A 21,872-nucleotide genomic window follows, 5' to 3' on the forward strand; every position below is an offset into this window, starting at 1 on the left:
CAGCGGGGGGTTCGCGCACGTGACGCTAGCGCATCGTCACAGCTCCGTCATGATCTGCCGTAGCATCCGCTTGGTCTCCGACACCGGTCCGGCCTGCATGCACAGGCGTTCCATGACGGCGAGATAGCGGTCGATGTCCTCCCGTTTCTCCAGGTAGATGGAGCTGGTGAGCTGTTCGAGGTAGACGATGTCCGGCAGCCCGACCCCCGCGAAGCGCAGGATGCTGAACGGCCCTCCGGCGGCCGCGTGCCCCCCGGCGCTGAACGGGATGATTTGGAGCGTTACACGAGGCTGGGCGATCATCTCGAGCAGGTGCTCGATCTGGGCCCGCATCACCTCGGCCCCGCCCACCGGACGCCGCAGCACGGCCTCGTCGATCACCGCCCACAGAATGGGCGGGTCCAGGCGGACCAGCACCTCCTGGCGGTCCATCCGCAGCCGGACGCGGCGCTCGATCTCCTCGCCCGACGCGTCGGGATGGCCGAGGCGCACAACCGCTTCGGCGTACGCGGGGGCCTGTAGCAGCCCGGGCACGAACTGCACCTCGTAGCAGCGGATGGCGCTCGCGGCCTGCTCCAGGCCGACGTACGCCTCGAACCAGGAGGGCAGGACGTCGTCGTACTTGTGCCACCAGCCGGGGGCGTTGGCCTGGGCGACGAGCGAGAGCAGCGCCTCGCGCTCGCTCTCGTCGGTGACGCCGTACAGGGTGAGGAGGTCGGCGACGTCGCGGCGACGGAACCCGACGCGCCCGAGTTCCATCCGGCTGATCTTCGAGTGGGAGGCGCGGATGGCGTGACCGGCCTCCTCCAGGCGGATGTGCCTGCTCTCACGGAGCCGTCGCAGTTGGGTGCCGAGCAGAATGCGCAGGACCGTGGGGCTGCGGCGCGACCGTGCCGCCAGGTCGATCGGGTGAGGCACACCCTCGGTAGGGGCCGCAGTCATATGGGGTCCTTTGAGGTGCACCGACGTTTACGCCACGTTCACGATACTCCCCACGTCGGCCCGCGCAAGTGGTGAGATCATTTCTCCACTTCACGGAGTAGGTCGTCGAATTCGCCCTCCTTGGCGGCGCGGAGGAATGCGGTCATGTCCTGAAGTGGAACGATCAGCGCCGGCCCGGACGGGTGCCGGGAGTTGCGCAGTGCCACCCGGCCGTCGGGGAGCGCGGCGATCTCGACGCAGTTGCCGCTCGGATTGCTGTGCCGGCTCTTGCGCCAGGCCTGCTGCCCCAGATGAGATGAGGGCATTCCGTTGTAGATCAGGGACACGCGGCGCCTCGTTTCGGAATCCGAGCCCAACGAGCGACATTCGTGCGTTTGCACGTGCATCTGTACTTGCACAGGAGCATCAATGGGAGCAGTATGACTTACAGAGTCATCCCGCCACATGGTCGACATCAACCTCATAGGGCTCTCAATGACTGGTTATCGGACGGACCGCGCTTCCCTCGCAGAAGCCGATAGCGTTGCCCGGGATCCCTGGCTGGGCACGCTTGAGCAGGTCTTTCCGGAAGGCAAGCGCTGGCCTTGGACCTATGGCCAGCAGCCGTGCGGTGTTCCCCAGGTGGCCGTGCACGAGTTCCACCGTGAGAGTCTCGCCGCGCGCACCGCGCGGCACTTCACCACCGGGGTGCTGCAGACCTGGTCCATGGAGGACGTGGCCGACGACGCCGCGCTCGCGGTCTGCGAACTGGTCACCAACGCGCTGCGCCACGGCCTGCGCCACCAGGCCATCCATCCCCTGCCGGTACGCCTGTTGATGTTCCGTTCGTACCGCGCGCTGCTGTGCATGGTGACCGACCCCAGCACCGACGCGCCGGTGCTGCGCGAGCCCGACTACGTCGCGGAGACCGGGCGCGGTCTGCAGGTCGTTGCCGGGGTCAGCCAAATGTGGGGCTGGACGCGGCTACGCCCCGTGGGCAAGGCCGTCTGGGCCGGATTCACGGCCGAGGCCGCCGGCTACCGCTGATCCCTCCAGTCGAGAAGGCCACCGGAGAGGGCCGCCCGAGCAGGCCCGAAGCCGGCCCCGCCGTCGGTGCAGGCCGCCTTGGAAGGCCGCCCGCGACGGCCGCCCGTGAAGGCTGCCCGCGAAGGCCGCCGGTGAAGGTCCGAAGGCCGGCCCCGCCGCCGGAATCCCCTATGCCATAGGACCAGCAGCCGTACCCATCCTCACTTAGGCCCATCCCACACCGGTAATATCGGTAATCAGGGCTGAACGGAGGATCATGCCGGTATTCCCCCCGGTCGAGCCGGTGGGTTTCGACCCGTCCATCCCGAACGAGGCCCGGGTCTACGACTACTGGCTCGGCGGGAAGGACAACTTCGCCGCAGATCGCGATGCCGCAGAGGCGGCGCTGCTGATCGCGCCGGAGCTTCCCCTGATGTGCCGCGAGGGGCGCAAGTTCCTGCGCAGGACCATTCGGTTTCTGGCCGCCGCCGGAATCCGCCGGTTCATCGACATCGGCTGCGGCCTGCCGACCCAGGGCAACGTGCACGAGATCGTCCAGGAGTGCGCCCCCGACGCGCGCGTGGTCTACGTGGACAAAGACCCTGTCGTGGTCAATCACGGCCAGGCGCTGGTGGAGGACAACGAGCGCGTCGTGGTGATCCGCGGCGACGTACGCGACCCGGACTCGATCCTCACGCATCCGCGGCTGCGGGAGCTCGTCGACCTCGACGAGCCGGTGGCCGTCCTGCTCGTCGCGGTCCTGGCGGCGATCAACGACGACGACCTCACGATGGCCGTCACCACGCGGCTGCGCGAGGCGATCGCACCCGGCAGCTACATGGTCATCAGCCACGCGATCTCCGACCTCCGGCCGGAGGCGACGGACAAGCTCGCCCTGCTTTTCGCCGACGAATGGGCGACCAAGGACGACGGCCGCCTGCGGCTGCCCACCGAGGCCGAAATCCTGCCGCTGTTCGGCGACCTGGAAATGGTGGAGCCCGGCCTGGTCCGGGTGCCCGAATGGCGGCCGGAGCCCGACGAGCTGCGACCGCCGAAGGACACGGTCTGGGCGGTCGGCGGCGTCGGCCGCAAGCGCTGAGAGCACGGAAAGCACAGCGAGCACCGGGAGCACCGAGAGCACTGGGAGCACCGAGAACGCAGTTCGTGACCACCGGCGCTGGGCGTCCCTGCGCAGACTGACCAGCCCGGCCTCCCACAGCACCTTGAGGTGCCCGGAAGTGCCGGGCTGGGTCAGGCCGAGCCGCCCGGCGAGCTCCCCGACAGGCGGGGACATTCGAGCAGCAGGTCGAGGATGCGCCGCCTGTCAGCTCGTGATCTCGTTCAGCTCTTCCAGTGCCGCGTCGTCCGGTCGCCATGCCGCCGCCGCGACGTTGGCCTTGATCTGCTCGGGCCGGGTCGCCCCCGCGATCACGGAGGAGACGGACGGCTGCGCGAGCAGGCCGCCGATCGCGACGTCCAGCAGGGACACGCCCTGCCGCTCGGCGAACTCCCGCAGCCGCTCCACCACCTCGAACCGCGCGTCGGTCAGATACTGCGGCCGGCCGGCGAGGCGGGCGCCCGCCGGCGGTTCCTCCCCGCGCCGGTACTTGCCGGTGAGCAGGCCGTTGGCCAGCGGGAAGTAGGGCAGCAGTCCGACGCCGTGGTGCAGCAGCGCCGGGACGAGCTCCTTGTCCACCTGCCGGTCGAGCAGGCTGTACTCGTTCTGCGCGCTCACGAAACGCTCGAAGCCGCCGGTGCGGGCGATCCAGTCCGCGTCGGTGACCTGCCAGGACGCGAAGTTGGACGAGCCCACGTAGCGGACCTTGCCCTCCCGCACCAGGTCCGTCAGCACCGACAGGGTCTCCTCGATCGGCGTGGACGGGTCGGGGAAGTGCAGCTGGTAGAGGTCGATCCAGTCGGTCTTGAGGCGGCGCAGCGACCGCTCGACCGCCAGGCGGACGTACCGCCGCGAGGCCCGCGCACCCCAGTCGGGCCCGTTGGCGCCGTTCACGTCCCCGCCGAACTTGGTGGCGATGACGACCTGCTCACGCCGCCCCTTCAGCACCTCGCCGAGCAGCGCCTCCGACTCGCCGTAGATGTCGGCGGTGTCGATCAGCGTGACGCCGGCGTCGAGCGCCGCGTCGACGACGGCGCGGGTGGCGTCGAGGTCGATCCTGCGGCCGAAGTTGTTGCCGCCGAGGCCGAGAGCCGAGACGACGAGTCCCGAGTCGCCCAGCCGCCGGTAGGTCATTTCGGTCATGCCTCTGCATCCCTTTCTCACGGAGCCCCTCCCCGGCGGGGGGAGCTCTCCTCACCGTATTTCGGTCCCCTTCGGCAGCGGACGCCGGACCGCCCGCGAGAGGATGCCGGACATGACCTCCGTACGGCACAGCGTCCGGGCCATCCTGTTCGACGGCGACGACGTCGTCCTGTTCCGGCGCCTGCGGCCGGGGCGAGAGCCGTACTGGATCACGCCGGGCGGCGGGGTGGAGCCGACCGACGCCTCTCCCGAGGCGGCGCTGCGGCGTGAGCTCGACGAGGAGCTCGGAGCGACGACGGGACCGGCGCTGCATGTGTTCACCCTTGTCGAGCCCGGCCGGTTGAGCATGGTCTTCGCCTGCCGGCTGGTATCGCTCGACCTGTCGCGCCGCAGCGGCCCGGAGTTCCTCGAACCGGACATCGGTCTGCACCAGGTGCGGCGCGTACGCCCGGAGGAGGTGCGCACGCTGCCCATGGTCCCGCCCGAGCTGGGGGAGTTCATCTCCGCGAACGCCGCGACCCTGCCCGCGCTGCTCGACGCCGCGACGTACGCCCCGGGCCGCTATCGGCCGGTCGTCGACGTGCACCTGCTGCTCATAGACGGCGGGGGCCTCACCGATGGCAGGGGGCCCGCGGACGGCGGGGTGCTCACGGACAGCAAGGTGCTCACGGAGAGCAGGGTGCCCACGGACGGCGGGAAGGTGCTGCTCGGCCGCCGCCGGAGCACCGGCTACGCCGACGGAGAGTGGCAGATCATGCCGTCCGGGCATCTGGAGGAGGGGGAGTCGGTGGTGGACACCGCCGTCCGGGAGGCCCGCGAGGAGCTCGGCGTCGAGGTGGACGACTGCGAGGTGGTCCACGTGATGCACCACCGCAACGCGGGCGGGACGGCGCGCATCGGGATATTCCTCGTGGCGCGCTCCATCACCGGCACTCCGGTCAACGCCGAGCCGCACAAGTGCGCCGAGCTGGCCTGGTTTCCGCTGGACCGGCTGCCCGAGCGGACCGTGCCGTACGCGCGGGCGGGCATCGAGGCCGTGCGGCGGGCGCTCGCCGCGACCCCGCCGGCCCTCCCCACGACCCTGCCGGCCCTCCCCGCGGCCGCCGATGCCGCCGATGCCGAGCTCCTCGCGGGTGCCGCCGACGCCGCCGGTGCCGACGCCGCCGGTGCCGCCCTTGTCGCCTCCCGGCCGCCGATCCTCTCCCTGCACGGATGGGACGTGCCCGACTCCGCCGATCTGGCGGCCGAGGCCGTACGCGCCGGGTTCGAGGAGGTCACGGTCTGCCTGCTCGGCCGGCTCGACGACGCGGTGCTCGTCCTTTCCGACGACGAGACCGACCGCCTGCCCGCCACGGTCGTACGGCCGGGCGAGGGAGTGGCGGCGGCGCTGGCGCGGCTCGCCCCGGTGAGGGAGGTCGCCTTCGCCGGCGCGGACGACTACGTCTCACCGCGGGGACTCGCCGGACGCCGTCTCGCCTTCTCCGCCCGGCTGACGGAGGCGCCCGAGGGCATGGTCCCGCTGCCGGCCGGGTCGCTCGGGCGCCTGCCGTACGGCGAGGGGGTGTTCGTCCGCCGCGCCTCTTCGGGGCTTCTGTACGACCTGTCCGGCCGATAGCCTTATGTGGGGTGTGCCGGGAAGTCTGGTCGGCGAAGGGGTCTCCCATGCCCGGGGGACCGTCACCGGCGACCGGAAGGCAGACGTGAGCACAGCCGCACGTGCCAGGCAGGTGGAAGCATGCGTGCCCGGGATCTCGTAGCGCCCTACCCCACGGTGGACCTCGACTCCCCCGTAGCCGATGCCGCTCGCCTCATGGCCGAGCGCGCGCTCCCCGGGCTGATCGTGCTGGACGAGCGCGGGGCGCCGGTGTCGATCCTGCCGGGGACGCAGGTGCTGCGCCTGGCCGTGCCCCGCTACTGCCAGGACGACCCCGCGCTGGCAAGGGTGGTCGACGAGGCGCACGCCGACGCGTTCGTCCGCGCGCTGGGCGAGCGCACGGTCCGCCAGGCGATGCCGGAACGGCCGCGCGAGCTCCCGGTGACCGATCCCGACGCCACGCTTCTGGAGGTCGCCGCGCTGATGGCGCGCACCCGCAGCCCCCTGGTCGCAGTGCTCGACGGCGATCGCCTGCTGGGCGCGGTCACGCTCTCCGCGCTGCTCGAACGGCTCACATGACCGTGACCGCATGGGTGGCGGTGATCGTCTTCGCCGCCACGTACGTCCTCATCGCCAGCGAGAAGGTCCACCGGGTCAAGGCCGCCCTGGGCGGCGCCGCGATCATGCTGCTGGTCCACGCGACCGCGGCCGGCTCCGCGTTCTTCTCGCAGGAGTCCGGCGTGGACTGGAACGTCGTCTTCCTGCTGCTGGGCATGATGATCATCGTCGGCGTGCTGCGGCAGACCGGCGTGTTCGAATACCTCGCGGTCTGGGCCGCCAAACGCGCCAGGGGCCGGCCGTTCCGGCTCATGGTGCTGCTCCTGGTGATCACGGCCTCGGCGTCGGCGCTGCTGGACAACGTCACGACCGTGCTGCTGATCGCGCCGGTCACGTTCCTCGTCTGCGAGCGCCTCGCGCTGCCGGTCGCGCCGTTCCTGATCGCCGAGGCGATGGCGTCCAACATCGGCGGCACCGCGACCCTCGTCGGCGATCCGCCGAACATCATCATCGCCTCCCGCGCCGGGCTGACCTTCAACGACTTCCTCGTCCACCTCGCACCACTGGTGATCGTGCTGACGGCGGTCTTCATCGGACTGTGCCGGCTGCTGTTCCGCAAGGCGTTCCGGTACGACCCCGAGCGGGCGGCCGAGATCATGCAACTGGACGAGCGGGCGGCCATCCAGGACAAGGTCATGCTCGTGCAGAGCCTGTCCGTGCTCGGCGTGGTCATCGCGGCGTTCGTGCTGCACCCGGTGCTGCATTACGAGCCGTCGGTCGTGGCGCTGCTGGGGGCGGGGCTGCTCGTGCTGGTCACCAAGATCACCACAGACGACGCGCTGCGCGAGGTGGAGTGGCCGACGCTGGTGTTCTTCGCCGGGCTGTTCGTGATGGTCGGCGCGCTCGTGGAGACCGGTGTCATCAGCCAGGTGTCGCGGGCCGCGGCGGAGGCGACGGCCGGACGACCCGGCGTGACCACCATGGTCCTGCTCTGGGCGTCGGCCGGGCTGTCCGCGATCGTGGACAACATCCCCTATGTCGCCACGATGAGCCCGATCGTGGCCGATCTCGCGCAGCATGTGCCCGGCGACCACAACGTGCTGTGGTGGGCGCTCGCGCTCGGCGCCGACCTCGGCGGCAACGCCACCGCCGTGGGCGCCTCCGCCAACGTCGTCATCCTCGGCATCGCCGAGCGCAACGGCGCACGGATCAGTTTCTGGCAGTTCACCAAATACGGCCTGGTGGTCACCGTCGTCACGGTGGCCCTGTGCGTGCCGTACCTCTGGCTGCGCTACCTCATGTAGGCCCGGCGGGCCCCCGGGCCGGGAGCCCGTCCGACGCGGCGACGAGGCCGGACTGTCCGACGAGGCTGGACAGTCCGACGAGGCGGGACTGTCCGACGAGGCCGGGCTGTCCGATAAGGCCGGGCTGTCCACAGCCTGTGGACGACCAGCCCTCGGTCGTCCGCGGAGCGCCGGCCCGGCCCGGCCGGGCGTCACCGGCCCAGACGGCGGCCGGTCTCCTCGATCACCTGCCGCAGGACCGCCGCGAGCTCCGGACGCTCCGTCAGGAGGTCCTCGATCCGGGCGCGCCAGGCGCCGGCCTCGGCGGACAACACGTCCTCGCGAACGCCCTGCCCAGGCCCGGCGTCGTCTCCTCGCAGCCGCGCGCGGGTGCGGGCCAGGTCCCGTTCGTACGTCTGCCCGAGACGGCGCCCGAGCGTCTCACCGAGCCACCAGTAGGCGTCGTCCATCGCGGCCGCGACGAACACCCTGGCGCTCTCCCACGCCACGCGCTCCCTGTGGATGACGGCCACGCCATCGACGGTACGTCCGGATTCCACGGCGGGCAACGGCCCCTTCGCCATCGGATCTCGCCGAGCTTTTGGTGCTTCGCCGGGCGCGGCCCGAGTTTGTCACAACCTGGACACGGATACGAAGAGTGACGATCGAGCACGAGCAGTCATATCTGAGATGAGGAATCTTCATGCGCCGCCCTATCCGTCTTATGACCCTGGCCGCCCTGACCTGTGCGGGCCTGCTCGCCACCGCGCCCGCCTACGCGGGCTGCGGTTGTGACGCACCGAAGGCCGCCAAGCCCGCGGCCGCCGCCGCGGACCTCGGCGCCAGGGCCGACGCGGGCCTCAACGTGGGCGTCGGCCTCGGCGTCGGCCTCAACGTCGGTCTCGACCTGGGCCTCGACCTCGGCCTGAACGCACAGGCGGGCACCAACGCGGGGACCATGAGCTGCGGCAAGCCCACGGTGCTGCGCCGGTGCCACTGACGGGCCCGGCGTGACCCGGCCCGCGCCGGGTCACGCCACCCCATAAAACCTCGTGCACGATTGGACCGCTCGCGTGCATATGGCAGGCCAGGCTTCTAGGGTGGAAGGATGACCGGCACCACGAGCGAGCGGCTCCCCCACGTCCTCGACGACAAGATGTGCTTCGCGCTCTACGCCGCCTCCCGCGCCGTGACCGCCCTCTATCGGCCACTTCTCGACGAGATGGGTCTCACGTACCCGCAGTTCCTGGTCCTGCTGGTCCTGGGGGACGGCCCCGAGGAGGGCGTCGCCGTCAAGGAGCTCGGCGCCGCGCTGCACCTCGACTACGGCACGATGACGCCGCTGCTCAAGCGCCTGGAGGCGAACGGCCTGGTGCGCCGGCAGCGCCGCACCGACGACGAGCGCACGGTGCAGATCACACTGACCGAGAAGGGCGCCGGGCTGCGGGAGCGCAGCGACGGCATCTTCGCCTCCGCCGGCGACGCGATGGCGCTCGAACCCGAGGAGTTCGCCCGCACGCTCGCCACGCTGCGCCGCCTGACCGCCAACGTCACCGCCTACGCGAACCGGCGGGACTGAGGGGCCAACCCTCGTTCAAGGGCGATGCGGGCGAGGTGAGCGGCGCCGCTCTACCGCGCCCTTCATGACCGTGTCGACCGCGGGCCCATGGGGCATCACTACGCACAGTTACCTTGCGCGCGATCTAATTGTCCCCTAGCCTCTCGGGCGTATGGGGAAACCGGTTTCATAGGCCGGGATCACGGACGAGGGATCAGAAGGAGCGGGTCATGGCGTACATCACCGTCGGGCAGGAGAACAGCACCGACATCAACCTGTACTACGAGGACCACGGTAGCGGGCAGCCCATCGTGCTCATCCACGGCTACCCCCTGGACGGGCACTCGTGGGAGAAGCAGATACCCGCCCTGCTCGACGCCGGCTACCGCGTCATCACCTACGACCGCCGCGGCTTCGGCCAGTCGAGCCAGCCCACCGTCGGCTACGACTACGACACCTTCGCCGCCGACCTGAACACGCTGCTGGAGACCCTCGACCTGCGTGACGTGATCCTCGTCGGCTTCTCCATGGGCACCGGCGAGGTCGGCCGTTACCTCGGCGCGTACGGCTCGGCGCGGGTGGCCAAGGCCGCGTTCCTGGCCTCCCTCGAACCGTTCCTGCTCAAGACGGAGGACAACCCGGAGGGCGTGGACGGCAGCGTGTTCGAGGGCATCCTCGATGCCGTCACCAAGGACCGCTACGCCTACTTCACCGACTTCTACAACGCCTTCTACAACGCCGACGAGAACCTCGGCACGCGCCTGAGCGAGGAGGTCGTCCGGGCCGGCTGGAACACCGCCGCGGGAGCGTCGTGGTATGCCTCGTCCGCGGCCGTCCCCACCTGGACGACGGACTTCCGGGCCGACATCCCCAAGATCGACGTTCCGGCGCTCATCGTGCACGGCACCGCCGACCGCATCCTGCCCATCGAGTCCACCGGCCGCCCGTTCCACCGGGCGCTCCCGCAGGCCGAGTACGTCGAGATCGAGGGCGCCCCGCACGGCCTGCTGTGGACGCACGCCCAGGAGGTCACCGACGTGCTCCTCGCCTTCCTGGCGAAGTGATCCCTGGCGGGACGGCGAGGAGGGCCGCCCGGTGTCTCAGCCGAGGAGGGCGGCCAGCGCGAATCCGGCGGCGGCGGCGAGGAGGCCGAGGACCAGACTGCCGAGCGCGTTGAGCCCGGCCTCCAGGACCGAGCCCTCCTCCAGCAGTCGCACGGTCTCGAAGCCGAACGTGCTGAACGTCGTGAACGCGCCGCAGACGCCGGTGCCGAGCAGGGCGGCCATCGCGGCGGGCAGACCGAGGTCGTCGCGCGCGCCAAGCAGCAGCCCGAGCACGAGCGACCCGGACAAATTGATCACCAACGTGCCCCAGGGGAACACGCTGTCGTGCAGGCGCTGCACCAGCCGATCGATCAGATAACGGGCGGGGGCGCCGACCATGCCGCCGAGGAAGACGAGCAGCAGGGTCACGGCTCCGCCCGTCCCGGCTCACGCCCCACGTAGCGGTAGACCTCCACGGGATCGACGATCACCAGGCCCTCGGTCACCAGTTCGTCCAGTTCTGCCACGAACGCACTGATCCTCTCCGGAACGTCCACGATGATTATGGCGACGGGCAGGTCCTCGCTGAGCGACAGCAGGCGGCTGGTGTGGATGCGCGAGGAGGCCCCGAAGCCCTCGATGCCCCGGAACACGCTCGCCCCGGCCAGTCCCATCGCGCGCGCCCGATGAACGATCTCGGTGTAGAGCGGCCGGTGCCGGTACTGGTCGCTCTCCCCTATCAAAATCGTCAGTCGCTGCGCGGGGCCGTGCAGTCTCATCCGTCCCTCCTCCCGCGTCGCCGTACGGGGAGGCCCGTCAGGGCGCGGGCGAGGACGATGCCGCACCAGACCGCGGCCAGTCCGGCCGCCAGGCTGCCCGCGGCGTACGCGCCGGCCACCGGCCACGCGCCGCGCGCCACCCTGTCCACGATCTCCGTCGTGAAGGTGGAGAACGTGGTGAATCCGCCGAGGAAGCCGACCCCGACGAACGGACGGACGTAGCGGCGCGGCGGCCAGACGTCCATGACGAAAACCATCACGACCCCGAGCGCGAAGCAGCCGGTGACGTTGACGAGGAACGTCCCCCAGGGGAAACCGGTGGGCGAGGCCGGGAAGGCCTCGCCGAGCAGATATCTCGCCACGGTGCCGGCCCCGCCGCCGACGGCGATCACCGCGAGGATGTCCCAGGTCCGGCGGCGAGCCGGGGCCGGGGCCGCCGGGCCGCGGAACATGTCCCGCTCGTGGCGGAGGTCCGCGTCGGGGTCGACCGGCAGATCAGCCTCTTCCCGATCGCCGCGTACGCGCCGGCTCACGCCGTCCTCCTCACCTCACCGTGCGGCCTGTCGTCCAGCCCGTCGCCCTGCCCGTCCGCAGGGCCGTCCGCAGGCCTGTACGAAGGCCCGTGCGGCGGCCTGTACGAAGGCCCGTGCGGCGGCCTGTACGAAGGCCCGTGCGGCGGCCTGTACGAAGGCCCGTGCGGCGGCCTGTGCGACGGTCGTCACGACGGTTGGGCGGGAGAGCGGATTCCGGACGAACGCATCCCAGTTTAGATGCCACACCGGAACGGCCGTCCGGGCCGCCGCGGTCGTCGCGGGCCGGGCGATTCGCGATCAGCAGCGGTATGCCCCTATTCAGGAATTGCTGACGACCACAAATTGCGGGCCGGGACAGAACAGCAGACAGCGCTTCCGACAGTCCCCGCTTTCCGGACATATACCTCTGCTGACCTGCTTGAATACAACTCCCACATTTCACAACAAACCTATCGATTAACCAAAATAGGTTCTATTGACAACAAACCGGTGCCACCGTTGACTGGTGGGATATGGGCGCGATCAGGAAAATGATGCCGGTCGAAGCGTCACCGGCGCGAGGTGACGGATTCGGGGCGCGCACGGCTGCGGTCACGCCTTGCTGAGCGCCACCGGCGTCCCCGGCCGGGCCGGGCCCGGCCGTCCGTGCGACCCTCGCCTCACCGTCGATCTGCGCGGAGCGCCGGGCTCGGTGACGTGGCGGCTCCCGGAGAACGAGCCGGTCGCGGACCCCGCTCCCTGCGTCGTGCTGGCCGACCGCGCGGGCTGCGCCGAGTTCGCCGTCCTCCAGGACACTCTCCACCACCTCGGCGTGCCGAGCGTACGCGTCGACGCCGAGAGCGTGGCCGCGCTGCGGCTGTCCGCCACCGTGACCGGCGGGGCCGGGCACGGCCGCACCGGGTGCGTGCTCGACCTGGACGGCCGCCGGATCGCTCCGACCGTCGTCTGGGCGCGCCACTTCTCCCCCCACGCCATGCCCGCGACGGCGGACGCCGCGCAGACCCTGCTGCTCGCCGAGTCCTGGCACGCGTTCGTCCGCCAGCTCTGCTCGCTCGCGCCCGCGAGCCTGCCCGGCGACCGTCCCGGTGACCGTCCCGGCCGCCTGGAGCAGTTGGCCGGCGCGGCGGCGGCCGGCATCCGCGTCCCCCGGACGGTCGTCACCACCGACCCGGCGCGGGCCGCCGCCGCGATGCCGGGCCGCCGGGTCGTGGTCAAGGTCGTCGGGGAGCACTTCGTCGAGACCTCGCCCGGCCTCCTGACCGGGGTGCTCCCCGAGGTCGCGGCACGTGCGGAGGTCCTGCGCCGGCCCGCGCTCGCCTATCCGGTCATCGTGCAGGAACACGTCGAGCACGACGCCGAGCTGCGGGTCTACCACGTCGCCGGGGCCGTGCACGCCTACGCCGTCGGCAAGCGCGCCCCCGACTCGCCGTGGCGGGAGGAGGCCGAGGTGACGGTCACCCCGGTCGCCGCCCCGCCCGCGGCCGCCGACGCCGTACGCAGGCTGGCGAGCCTGTGGGGGTTGACCTACGGCGCCTTCGACCTGCTGCTCAGCGCGGGCGAGGTGGTGTTCCTGGAGGTCAACACCGACGGCGACTGGCGCTGGTTCGAGACGAAGGCCGGAGGGCGCGCGGTCTCCACGGCCGTCGCGCTCGCGGTCAGGACGCTTCACCTGACGGCCCTGGGGAACACCGGACCGCCATCACCGCTCGATCTCGTCGACTTCCTCCTGCTGGGCACCCGGACACACGGCTCCGGCCGGTGACCGGGGTCGCCGCACAGACCCGGACCAAGGAAAGCGCCATGGGTGACGTGAGCTCGCCGCGACTGCACTGCTCGATTCTCGGTTCGCTGGAGGTCCGCGTCGCGGGCCGCAGAGCCGTCATCGGCGCTCCGAAACAGCGGCTTCTCCTGGCGATACTGCTGTGCCACGCGAACGCGGTCATCCCGTCGGACCAGTTGATCGACTCGCTGTGGGGTGAGACCCCGCCGCGCACGGCCCGCAAGAACCTCCAGGTCTACATGTCCGCGCTCCGCAAGATCGTGGGCGACCGGATCAGCTTCCAGGGATGGGGCTACCGCATCAGCGCCGATCGCGAGGAGCTCGATCTGCTGCGCTTCCTGGAGCTCGGCAGGTCGGGGCGCGCCGCCGTCCGGAGCGGAGACCTCGCCACCGCCGCCGAGCTGCTGGGCGACGCCGTCCGCATGTGGCGGGAACGGCCGCTGGAGGAGTTCTGCCATGTCCGGCTCGTGGCCGCCGAGGTGGGCCGCTTCACCGAGCTCTTCCTGTCGATCTACGAGGACTGGGTCGAGCTGGAGATCGAGCTGGGCCGCCACGTCGAGGCCCTGGGCTCCCTCGACGTCGTCGCCGCGCGGTTCCCCGCCCGCGAGCGCGTCGCCGCGGCCAGGATGACCGCGCTGTCGCGGTGCGGGCGGGCCGCCGAGGCCCTGGCCCACTTCGAGGGCCTGCGCCGGCACCTCGCCGCCGAGATGGGCATCGATCCCAGCCCGGTGATCAGGCAGCTCTACCAGGCCATCCTCCGCGGCGACGGGCCCCCGCCCGCGCGTCTGCCCGGCCTGGCCGGCGCCGCCCGCCCCCGGCCCGTACGCGCCCTGGCCAACCGGCTGCCCCGCGCCGTCGACTTCGTGGGCCGGGAGGCGCAGGTGCGGCGCGTCCTGGACGAGCCGTCGCCCGTCACGGTGATCACGGGCGCGCTCGGCGCCGGCAAGACCGCCCTCGCCGTGCACGTCGCGCACCTGCTGGCCCCTCGTTATCCGGACGGCGCAGTGGTGATCCCGCTGCGGCGCCACGGCGTTCCGAGACCGGCCGCCGACGTCCAGCGGGAGATCCTGGAGGGCGTCGGGCTGGAGATCGCCGGCGTGCGCGAGGACGACGTGCTGGCCTCCGTCTGGCGGTCATGGCTCGCCGACCGGAAGGTCCTGCTGGTCCTCGACGACTCGCCGGACGAGTCGAGCGTCCGCATGCTGCTCCCCGGCACCACGTCGAGCAGGGTCCTGGTGACGAGCCGCAGCAGGCTCAGCGGGCTGGAGTCGGTGGCCAGGATCGATCTCGACGACCTGTCCACGAGTGAGTGCGTCGAGTTCCTGGGCCGGTTGATCGGCTGCGAACGGGTGGCCGCGGATCTGCCCGCCGTCCTGCGCATCCTCCGCAGGTGCGGGCCGTCGCCCCTGGTTCTGCGCCTGCTCGGGGCCCGGCTCGCCGGGCTGCGGCACCTGCCGCTCGATGCGCTGGCGGAGCGGCTGGAACGGACCGAGGACGTGCTGGACGAGTTCGTCGCGGGGGACGTGTCGCTGCGCATGCGGTTCGAGGAGTCCTACGCCCACCCGTCGTGGCCGCACCGCGCCGCGTTCCTCGCCCTGGGCACGCTCGACGGCCCGGTCTTCGGGCACGAGGAGCTCGTCGCGGCGCTGGACGGCACCGAAGGGCCGGGCGAGCGGGTCGTCGAGTCCCTGCTGGAGGCCGGCGTCCTGTCGATCCCGCAGCCGGAGACCGGCGCCGAGGTGGTCGCCCACTCCTTGTCGTACGCGATGTCACCGCTCGCTCACCGGTTCGCGGCCGAGCTCGGCAAGGACCGGAACCGCTGAGGGCGCGGACCCGGCGGTGGCCGGCACGTCGAGGCCGCGCAGCGCGGGGCTGATCGCGGCCACCGCGCAGCCCGCCGCGAGCAGGCCGCCCACCGCCACCAGTGCGCCGGCGCCGCCGGCGTACTGCGCCAGCAGGCCGCCGAGCAGCGGCCCCACCGGGGTCAGGCCCATGGTGGCCAAGGTGAACACGGAGACCACCCGGCCCGTCATCGCGTCCGGGACGAGCCGGGCGAGCAGGACACGCAGGACCACGTTGAGCGCCGGCGCCGCGACCATCGCGAGGAAGAGCGGGACCACCGGCCAGTACGGCCCGAACGGCAGGGCGGTCGCGCAGACGGCCAGCGCGAAGAACCCGACCACGGCCAGCATGAGCCTGCCCGGCGGCAGCAGGCGTCCGATCCTGGCCGACAGGGTCGCGCCGAGCAGGCCGCCCAGGCCGAGCCCGGCCAGCACGACGCCGGTCGCGGCCGCGTCACCGCCGCGCGCCTCCACCATGACGATGACGGGCAGCAGCAGCGCGTTCGCGGCGAGGTTGGCGACCAGGGCGAACGCCAGCCCGGCGCGCAGGCCGCGATGGCGCCACAGCCACCCCGCCGCCTCCATGACGTCGGCCCGCATCCCGGTCTCGCGCCGCTCCGCCGCCGCCTCCGCCGCCTCCGCCGCCTCCGCCGGGCGGCGCGGCACCCGCGCGCGCACCACGCACACCAGCGAGACCAGGTAGGTGAGCGCGTCCACGGCGAACGGGAGGGCCCGGCCCAAGCCGAACAGGAAGCCGCCGAGTGGCGGCCCGGCGAGGGAGGCCGCGTGCCCGCGCGCCTCCTCCCGGGCGTACGCCTCGGGGAGCTGCCCGGGGGCCACGACGGCGCGGATCGCGGCGGCCCTGGCAGGGCCGAAGAAGGAGTCGGCCGCGCCGGTCACCACCGCGACCGCGACGATCTGCCACAGCGCCACCCGGCCCGTCAGGACGGCGGCGGCGAGCGCGGCCAGGGCGAGACACCGGACGACCTCGGCGGCGATCAGGATGCGGCGCCGGTCCCACCGGTCCACCCACGCCCCGGCGGGCAGGGAGAACAGGAGGTTGGCCGTGATCCGGCAGGCGCCGACCAGCCCGGCCAGCGCGGCGGAGCCGGTGACGGCCAGGATCAGCAGCGGAAAGGCCACCCAGGTGAGCGTGGTCCCCAGCTCAGAGGCCGCCGCTCCCATCCAGAGCATCTGGAACCGGGAGTTGCGACGCAGCGGCGGCAGCTCACCGTGCCCGCCGCTCCGCTCACTCCGCACCCTCATGTTCGGAGCGTCCCAACCGGCGGTTGGCGTCCAGTAGGGACGCGGTATGGGGCCGGTATGCGCGGCCGGACCAGGCGCGATCGGAGCCAGTATGGCGACGGCATGGCGTCGCCATACTGGCCCTGAACCCTCCGTCCTTACCGTTGGCGGCGTACCCCAGTGGCCGATATGTCCCGTACGACCAGTCCCCGCACGACCAGGAGGTGGCCGATGAACAGCCGCGAGGTTCAGGGCGGGCCGGCGCCGTACGACCCGTTGACGGCCCTGCGCGAGGCGGGCCACCCGGTGGACCTGCTCAACGAGCGGCAGCGGCAGGTGTTCGCCGAGCTGAGCAGGCCGGAGGTCGAGCTGCTCAACTCGATCAAGACCCGTCTGGACGCCGCGGCCGGCGAGGTCGAGGGTCAGGAGCTCAAGCTCGTATGAGCGCCGGGGCGGCCCGCCCTGCGCGCCGGAACGTCGTCGTCGTCTTCATCGATCTGGTCGGCTCGACGGAGCTCGCCGAGCGGCTCGACCCCGAGCTGCTCCGGGACGTCCTCGACCGCTACTACCGGGCGTGCACCTCCGGCATCGAGGAGCACGGCGGCGTGGTGGAGAAGTACATCGGGGACGCGATCATGGCCGCCTTCGGCATCCCCGCGGGCCGCGAGGACGACGCGCTCCGGGCGGTCCGCGCCGCGCACGCCGCGCTGCAGCGGGTGCGCGAGCTGAGCGAGGACCTGGCCCCCACGCACGGCATCCGGCTCGACGTGCACTGCGGCGTGAGCGCCGGTGAGGCGGTGGTCATCGCCACTCCGGGAGCGGACCTGCGCGTCATCGGCGACACCGTCAACACCGCCGCCCGCCTGCAGTCGGCCGCGGGCGTCGGCGAGATCCTCGTCGGGGACGAGGTCGCGCGGATGGTCCGCGCCCAGGCGCGGCTCGAACCCGTGCCGCCGCTCACGCTGAAGGGCAAGAGCCACCCCGTACGGGCCTGGCGGGTGACCTCCCTGGAGCCCGGCACCGGCCACGACGACGCCCCGATCCCGCTCATCGGCCGCGACCTCGAGATCGGGCGCCTTCGCGCGGCGTACGGCGAGGCGGTGCGGGACCGCCGATGCCGGGTGGTGACCGTGCTCGGCGTGCCGGGCATCGGCAAGTCCCGGCTCGTGCGGGACTTCGTCCATGAGCTGCCCGCAGGGGCCACCGTGATCACCGGCCGGTGCCGCTCGTACGGCGTGGGGATCACCTATCGCCCCATCGTGGAGATGGTCGAGTCCCTCGGCGACGACTGGCGGGACGTCCAGCCGGCCCTGGAGGCGTCGAGTGGCTCCACCCTGCGCGGCCTGGCGACCGCCGACGCCTCGCGCGCCCCGCGCACCGGTGAGGACGCGGGCGTCGAGGAGATCTCGCGGGCGGTGCGCGCGCTGTTCGAGGCGCTGGCCCGGCGTGGGCCGCTGGTGGCGGTCTGGGAGGACCTGCACTGGGCCGAGCCGACCCTGCTCGATCTGATCGACGATCTCGCGGCGTGGCTCGCCGACGTGCCCGTCCTGGTCGTACGGGTGGCCAGGCCCGAGCTGCTGGAGGCGCGGCCCGCCTGGGGGGAGGAGGCGGAGCGTGCCGCCGCGTTCGAGCTGGGGGCGCTCGACGCCGCCCAGATGACACGGCTGGTCACCGAGCTGGCCGCACACCGGCTGCCGGACGCCGAGGTGGTCGCGCACGACCTGGCCGCCGGCCCGGCCCTGTGCCTGCGGGTCGCGGGGAGCTCCGACGGCAACCCGCTGTTCGCCGAGCTGCTGCTGGAGACGCTCGCCGAGGAGGGGGAGGACGCCCCGCTGCCGCCCACCATCCAGGCGCTGCTCGGCGCGCGCCTCGACCGGCTCGACGAGGGGGAGCGCGACGTGCTCGAACGGGCCGCGACGATCGGCCACGTCTTCACCCGCGACCAGCTCGGCGTCCTGTGCGCGGCCGACCCGCAGGCGGGGCTCGACGTCGACGAGTTGCTCGGGCGCCTGATCCGCACGCGCATGGTCCGGCGTGGGGAGGCGCCGGAGTCCTTCCGCTTCGCCCAGACGCTGACCCGGGACACGGTCTACGCCATGACCCGTAAGGATTTGCGGGCCACCTGGCATCTGGCCCTCGCCGACCGGATCGCCGGCCAGGCCGGGGCCGGCGCCGCCGTTTCGTCCCGCGCCGGCGAGGAGAGCTCGCACGGCGACCTGACCCACCATCTGGAGACCGCCTGCCTGCTCAAACGCGAGGTGCGGCCGGACGACCCGATGCTGCCGGCGCTCACCGAGCGGGCCGCCCGCGCCCTGGTGGGCGAGGGCACCCAGGCGCTGCACCGCAAGGACCTGCCCGCCGCCATCGCCCTGCTGGAGCGGGGACGCGACCTGCTGCCGGCCGGCCACGCCGAGCACCGGGTGCTGGCGGTGCGCATCTGCGACGCCGGGCTGGCTCGCGGCGAGGCCGACCGGCCGTACGACGCGCTGGACGTGGCCGAGCGGATGCTGCCGGACGACCCGCGCAACCGGCTGATCTGCGCCATCCAGCGCGAGACGCTGGCGGTGCGCTTCGGCACCCGGCCCGCCTCGGGCGAGCCGTTCCGCGAGCTGCTGGCCGCCGACCCCGGCGACAACCTCGGCTGGTGCCGTTTCCACCATCTCGAGGCGCTGGTACGCGTAGGCGAGGGACGGTTCGGAGCGGCCGAGGCGGCGCTGCGCGACGCCCTCGCCCGGGCCCGCTCCCTCGGCGACAGATATGAGGAGAACCGCCTGCTCAGCGGGCTCTGCGAGCTGGCGCAGTGGTCCCCCACGCCGCTGGCCGAGGGGCTGAGCCTGTGCGTCGGGGTGTCGGCCAGGTTCCGCGCCGACCGGGCGATGCTCCTGCCCGTTCTGGTCACCGAGGCGCGGCTGCTCGCGCTGGCCGGCTACGTCACCTCCGCCAGGGCCGTCCTCGACAAGGCCGACCGGTACGCCGGCGACCTCCATCTCGACCTCGCGGCGACCGCGGCTCTCCAGGTGCGCGGGCTGGTGGAGTCGCTCGTCGACCGGCACGCCGAGGCGGAGGCGCTGTTCCGCAGGGCGGCGGCGGACCTCCATCGGGCGGGCCAGTCCGAGCCGGCCAGGACGCTGGAGCTCTACGCGGTGCGCGAGCTGCTCCGGCAGGGGCGGCACACCGAGGCCGCGCGGGAGCTGGACCGGTTGCGGGCCGCGGGCGGACGGCTGCAGACCCGCGGCGAGCTGACCCTCCTCGCGCTGGGCGCCCGGGTCGCGGCCCTCGACGGCGGCCACGGCGTGGCGGGCGACCTCGCCGCCCGCGCGGAGGAGCTGCTCGCCCGCACCGACGACCCCTGCCTGCGCGGGGACGTGCTGGCCGACCTGGCGGTGGCGCACCGTGCGGCCGGGCGCACCGGCCCGGCGGCTCTGGCCGCGACCCGCGCGCTGCGCGACTACGCGGCCAAGGGAGCGGAGTTGCCCGCCCGGCGCGTACGCCGGTGGACCGAGGAGGAGAGGCCATCGTGACGCAGCCCCCATGGCGCCGGGAGCGGCGTGAGCACTTCCCCGGCGTGCCGGCCTGGAGCCTGGCGACCTCCCGGCTGGCCCCAGAGGAGTTCGGTGTGAGCCGCCTGGAGGACGTCACCAGGGAGTGGGCATGGGGTGGGGACGGCGCTGGCGAGGGCGGCGCTGGTGAGGGCGGCGCGGGCCGCGCGGGCCGCGCCGACGGAGCCGGTGTGCGCGTCTGCGTGCTCGACACCGGGGTGGACGCCGCTCATCCGCGAGTCGGCGGCCTGGAGCGTTCGCTCGTGGTCGCCGACGGCGACGACCTGACCGTCGTCGACTGCGACCCGGTGGATCCCGTGGGGCACGGGACCGCGTGCGCCGGCGTGATCCGCTCCATCGCCCCGGCCGTGTCGCTCACCTCGGTGCGGGTGCTGACCGACGGGCGCTCCGGCAGCGGGGCCGCCCTCCTGGCCGGGCTGCGCTGGGCCGTCGAGGAGGGGTTCGACCTCGTCAACCTCAGCCTGTCGACCACGAGGAGCCAGTATCTGCCCGCGCTGCACGAGCTGGCCGACCAGGCGTACTTCCGGCGCTGCCTGCTGGTGGCCTCGGCCCACAACATGCCGGTCGTCAGCTTCCCCTGGACCTTCTCCTCGGTCATCTCGGTGGCCAGCCACGACGAACCCGACCCCATGACCTACTACTACAACCCCGCGCCGCCGGCCGAGTTCCTCGCCCGGGGCGTCCGGGTCCCGGTGGCGTGGCGCCGAGGCAGGGAGATCCGCAGCACCGGGAACAGCTTCGCCGCGCCGCACATCACCGGGATCTGCGCGCTCATCCTGAGCAGGCACCCGTGGATGACCCCCTTCCAGCTCAAGTCCGTGCTCTACCTGGCCGCCAGCAACGTCGTCACATCCAAGGGAGGCGCGCATGTCCGTGCATGAACGGCGCTCCGACAGCGAAATCACCGAGCGCAGGCTGCTGCAGTCCACCGTCGAGGTCGCCCGGCACGTCTTCTCCTCTGCCGCGGCATCGGTCTTCCTGGTGGACCAGGACACCGGCGACCTGATCTTCGAGGCCGTGTCGGGCGAGGGAGAGCAGCACCTCGTCGGGACGCGCTTCGCGGCCGGCACGGGCATCGCGGGCTGGGTCGCGGCGAGCGGCCAGCCGATGATCGCCGACGAGGTGGCCGCGGTGCCGCAGTTCGCCCAGGACGCCGCCGAGTCCACCGGCTATGTCCCCCGCAGCATCATGGCGGCGCCGGTGATCCGGGAGGAGAGCTGCATCGGTGTCCTGGAGGTGCTCGACAGGTCCGCCACCTGGCGGGGGGACCTCGCCGACGTGGACCTCCTCGCGATGCTCGCCGCCCAGGCCGCGTACGGGCTGGAGCTCCTGCTCCGGCTGCGGCAGACCGAGGAGGCGCTCCCGGCCGCGCCGGGCGGCGACGACGTCCATGTGCTGCTGCAGCGGATCTCCGACCGGGTGCCGCGCGGCGGCGGGGCCGCCGACCCGACCGCCCTGAAGCTCCTCGCCGTGGCCGAGGAGCTGTTGCACTGAATCCCCTGACGCGACTTGGCCGAGTCCGGGACCGGGACGGAGATTGCCGACCTGGTCGAAGGCGGTATTAGCCAGGACGAAAGCCACGATCGTCAGGGGGGAACCGTCGCTCATGGAGATGCCCGTAGTCAACCGTTGCGAGGCCACATCGTGCGCGTACAACCGCGACGGCATGTGCCACGCCACCGCCATCACGGTCGGGGACGCGTCCCACGCGCACTGCGACACGTTCTTCACCGCCTCCACGCGGGGAGGCGACCAGGAGACCGTGGGCCGGGTCGGCGCCTGCAAGATGTCCGACTGCCGGCACAACGTGGTGCTGGAGTGCCAGGCGCCCGGCATCGACATCGGTTACTCCCAGGACGAGGCCGAGTGCGTCACCTACGCCCCGGCGTAG

General features: G+C 72.3%; 23 protein-coding genes. 15 read left to right on the forward strand and 8 right to left on the reverse strand.

Annotated elements, in window-relative coordinates; genetic code table 11:
• Window positions 1-36: 36 nt before the first annotated feature.
• Together ACGFIB_RS08660 and ACGFIB_RS08665 are read right to left on the reverse strand one after the other, a co-directional pair.
• Window positions 37-942 (reverse strand): helix-turn-helix domain-containing protein, encoded by a 906-nt coding sequence (locus ACGFIB_RS08660; RefSeq protein ID WP_393369692.1) that lies wholly within the window; start codon window positions 940-942, stop codon window positions 37-39.
• Between the two features lie 77 nt (window positions 943-1,019).
• Window positions 1,020-1,268: a DUF397 domain-containing protein gene (locus ACGFIB_RS08665; protein WP_357238258.1), complete on the reverse strand. Its 249-nt coding sequence runs from the start codon at window positions 1,266-1,268 to the stop codon at window positions 1,020-1,022.
• A 295-nt stretch (window positions 1,269-1,563) separates the two neighbouring features.
• Here ACGFIB_RS08665 and ACGFIB_RS08670 point away from each other — a divergent pair, with 295 nt between their 5' ends.
• Complete coding sequence (locus ACGFIB_RS08670) at window positions 1,564-1,968, forward strand: ATP-binding protein (RefSeq protein ID WP_167748106.1); 405 nt, start codon at window positions 1,564-1,566, stop codon at window positions 1,966-1,968.
• Between the two features lie 256 nt (window positions 1,969-2,224).
• Window positions 2,225-3,046 (forward strand): SAM-dependent methyltransferase, encoded by an 822-nt coding sequence (locus tag ACGFIB_RS08675; RefSeq protein WP_191052765.1) that lies wholly within the window; start codon window positions 2,225-2,227, stop codon window positions 3,044-3,046.
• Window positions 3,047-3,271: 225 nt separating this feature from the next.
• Here the strand turns inward: ACGFIB_RS08675 and ACGFIB_RS08680 are convergent, their stop codons facing one another.
• The gene (locus ACGFIB_RS08680) at window positions 3,272-4,207 is read right to left on the reverse strand and encodes an aldo/keto reductase (RefSeq protein ID WP_393369695.1); all 936 of its coding nucleotides are present in this window, start codon (window positions 4,205-4,207) and stop codon (window positions 3,272-3,274) included.
• A 112-nt stretch (window positions 4,208-4,319) separates the two neighbouring features.
• On the opposite strand from ACGFIB_RS08680, the gene ACGFIB_RS08685 reads away from it, so the two are divergent.
• The 3 genes from ACGFIB_RS08685 (at window position 4,320) to ACGFIB_RS08695 (ending at window position 7,663) form a co-directional block, all read left to right on the forward strand.
• Window positions 4,320-5,822: an NUDIX hydrolase gene (locus ACGFIB_RS08685; protein WP_393369698.1), complete on the forward strand. Its 1,503-nt coding sequence runs from the start codon at window positions 4,320-4,322 to the stop codon at window positions 5,820-5,822.
• Window positions 5,823-5,942: 120 nt separating this feature from the next.
• Complete coding sequence (locus tag ACGFIB_RS08690) at window positions 5,943-6,380, forward strand: CBS domain-containing protein (RefSeq protein ID WP_142568008.1); 438 nt, start codon at window positions 5,943-5,945, stop codon at window positions 6,378-6,380.
• Entirely contained in the window at window positions 6,377-7,663 is a 1,287-nt protein-coding gene (locus ACGFIB_RS08695) for an ArsB/NhaD family transporter (RefSeq protein ID WP_357265886.1), read from the forward strand. The genes ACGFIB_RS08690 and ACGFIB_RS08695 overlap by 4 nt, the downstream gene beginning before the upstream one ends.
• Before the next feature lie 191 nt (window positions 7,664-7,854).
• On the opposite strand, the gene ACGFIB_RS08700 is transcribed toward ACGFIB_RS08695, so the two are convergent.
• Window positions 7,855-8,175 carry a hypothetical protein gene (locus ACGFIB_RS08700; RefSeq protein WP_357238269.1) on the reverse strand — a complete coding sequence of 107 codons (321 nt, stop codon included), beginning with the start codon at window positions 8,173-8,175 and terminating at the stop codon, window positions 7,855-7,857.
• Window positions 8,176-8,345: 170 nt separating this feature from the next.
• Here ACGFIB_RS08700 and ACGFIB_RS08705 point away from each other — a divergent pair, with 170 nt between their 5' ends.
• The 3 genes from ACGFIB_RS08705 (at window position 8,346) to ACGFIB_RS08715 (ending at window position 10,264) form a co-directional block, all read left to right on the forward strand.
• Window positions 8,346-8,642, forward strand: coding sequence for a hypothetical protein (locus ACGFIB_RS08705; RefSeq protein ID WP_357238271.1), 297 nt, complete (start codon window positions 8,346-8,348; stop codon window positions 8,640-8,642).
• A gap of 108 nt (window positions 8,643-8,750) precedes the next feature.
• On the forward strand, window positions 8,751-9,221 hold the full coding sequence (locus ACGFIB_RS08710) for a MarR family winged helix-turn-helix transcriptional regulator (protein ID WP_191052770.1): 471 nt from the start codon (window positions 8,751-8,753) through the stop codon (window positions 9,219-9,221).
• A 209-nt stretch (window positions 9,222-9,430) separates the two neighbouring features.
• A complete protein-coding gene (locus tag ACGFIB_RS08715; protein WP_142568013.1) occupies window positions 9,431-10,264 on the forward strand; it encodes an alpha/beta fold hydrolase in 834 nt (277 codons plus the stop codon).
• Between the two features lie 36 nt (window positions 10,265-10,300).
• Here ACGFIB_RS08715 and crcB (ACGFIB_RS08720) read toward each other — a convergent pair whose 3' ends face one another.
• Genes crcB (ACGFIB_RS08720) through crcB (ACGFIB_RS08730) form a run of 3 tightly spaced genes read right to left on the reverse strand, consistent with a single transcriptional unit; the run spans window position 10,301 to window position 11,555 of the window.
• Window positions 10,301-10,672, reverse strand: coding sequence for a fluoride efflux transporter CrcB (gene crcB, locus ACGFIB_RS08720; protein ID WP_357238275.1), 372 nt, complete (start codon window positions 10,670-10,672; stop codon window positions 10,301-10,303).
• Window positions 10,669-11,022, reverse strand: coding sequence for a DUF190 domain-containing protein (locus tag ACGFIB_RS08725; protein WP_191052772.1), 354 nt, complete (start codon window positions 11,020-11,022; stop codon window positions 10,669-10,671). Before ACGFIB_RS08725 ends, crcB (ACGFIB_RS08720) begins: the two co-directional genes overlap by 4 nt.
• Window positions 11,019-11,555, reverse strand: a complete 537-nt coding sequence (gene crcB / locus ACGFIB_RS08730; RefSeq protein ID WP_393369703.1) for a fluoride efflux transporter CrcB — start codon at window positions 11,553-11,555, stop codon at window positions 11,019-11,021. Before crcB (ACGFIB_RS08730) ends, ACGFIB_RS08725 begins: the two co-directional genes overlap by 4 nt.
• Before the next feature lie 598 nt (window positions 11,556-12,153).
• On the opposite strand from crcB (ACGFIB_RS08730), the gene ACGFIB_RS08735 reads away from it, so the two are divergent.
• On the forward strand, window positions 12,154-13,317 hold the full coding sequence (locus tag ACGFIB_RS08735; RefSeq protein WP_357265882.1) for an ATP-grasp domain-containing protein: 1,164 nt from the start codon (window positions 12,154-12,156) through the stop codon (window positions 13,315-13,317).
• A 38-nt stretch (window positions 13,318-13,355) separates the two neighbouring features.
• Entirely contained in the window at window positions 13,356-15,158 is a 1,803-nt protein-coding gene (locus ACGFIB_RS08740; protein ID WP_357265880.1) for an AfsR/SARP family transcriptional regulator, read from the forward strand.
• On the opposite strand, the gene ACGFIB_RS08745 is transcribed toward ACGFIB_RS08740, so the two are convergent.
• The gene (locus tag ACGFIB_RS08745; RefSeq protein WP_393369707.1) at window positions 15,105-16,442 is read right to left on the reverse strand and encodes an MFS transporter; all 1,338 of its coding nucleotides are present in this window, start codon (window positions 16,440-16,442) and stop codon (window positions 15,105-15,107) included. The genes ACGFIB_RS08740 and ACGFIB_RS08745 overlap by 54 nt on opposite strands.
• Before the next feature lie 210 nt (window positions 16,443-16,652).
• Between ACGFIB_RS08745 and ACGFIB_RS08750 the strand changes: the two genes are divergently transcribed.
• The 5 genes from ACGFIB_RS08750 (at window position 16,653) to ACGFIB_RS08770 (ending at window position 21,872) form a co-directional block, all read left to right on the forward strand.
• Entirely contained in the window at window positions 16,653-16,865 is a 213-nt protein-coding gene (locus ACGFIB_RS08750; RefSeq protein WP_142568020.1) for an aroma-sacti cluster domain-containing protein, read from the forward strand.
• A complete protein-coding gene (locus tag ACGFIB_RS08755; protein WP_393369710.1) occupies window positions 16,862-19,942 on the forward strand; it encodes an AAA family ATPase in 3,081 nt (1,026 codons plus the stop codon). The genes ACGFIB_RS08750 and ACGFIB_RS08755 overlap by 4 nt, the downstream gene beginning before the upstream one ends.
• On the forward strand, window positions 19,939-20,862 hold the full coding sequence (locus ACGFIB_RS08760) for a S8 family peptidase (RefSeq protein WP_393369713.1): 924 nt from the start codon (window positions 19,939-19,941) through the stop codon (window positions 20,860-20,862). Before ACGFIB_RS08755 ends, ACGFIB_RS08760 begins: the two co-directional genes overlap by 4 nt.
• Window positions 20,849-21,475 carry a GAF domain-containing protein gene (locus ACGFIB_RS08765; protein WP_142568023.1) on the forward strand — a complete coding sequence of 209 codons (627 nt, stop codon included), beginning with the start codon at window positions 20,849-20,851 and terminating at the stop codon, window positions 21,473-21,475. The genes ACGFIB_RS08760 and ACGFIB_RS08765 overlap by 14 nt, the downstream gene beginning before the upstream one ends.
• A 112-nt stretch (window positions 21,476-21,587) precedes the next feature.
• Complete coding sequence (locus ACGFIB_RS08770) at window positions 21,588-21,872, forward strand: DUF1540 domain-containing protein (protein WP_191052780.1); 285 nt, start codon at window positions 21,588-21,590, stop codon at window positions 21,870-21,872.

The organism is Microbispora bryophytorum (assembly GCF_043197435.1).
GTDB classification, from domain to species: Bacteria; Actinomycetota; Actinomycetes; order Streptosporangiales; family Streptosporangiaceae; genus Microbispora; species Microbispora bryophytorum.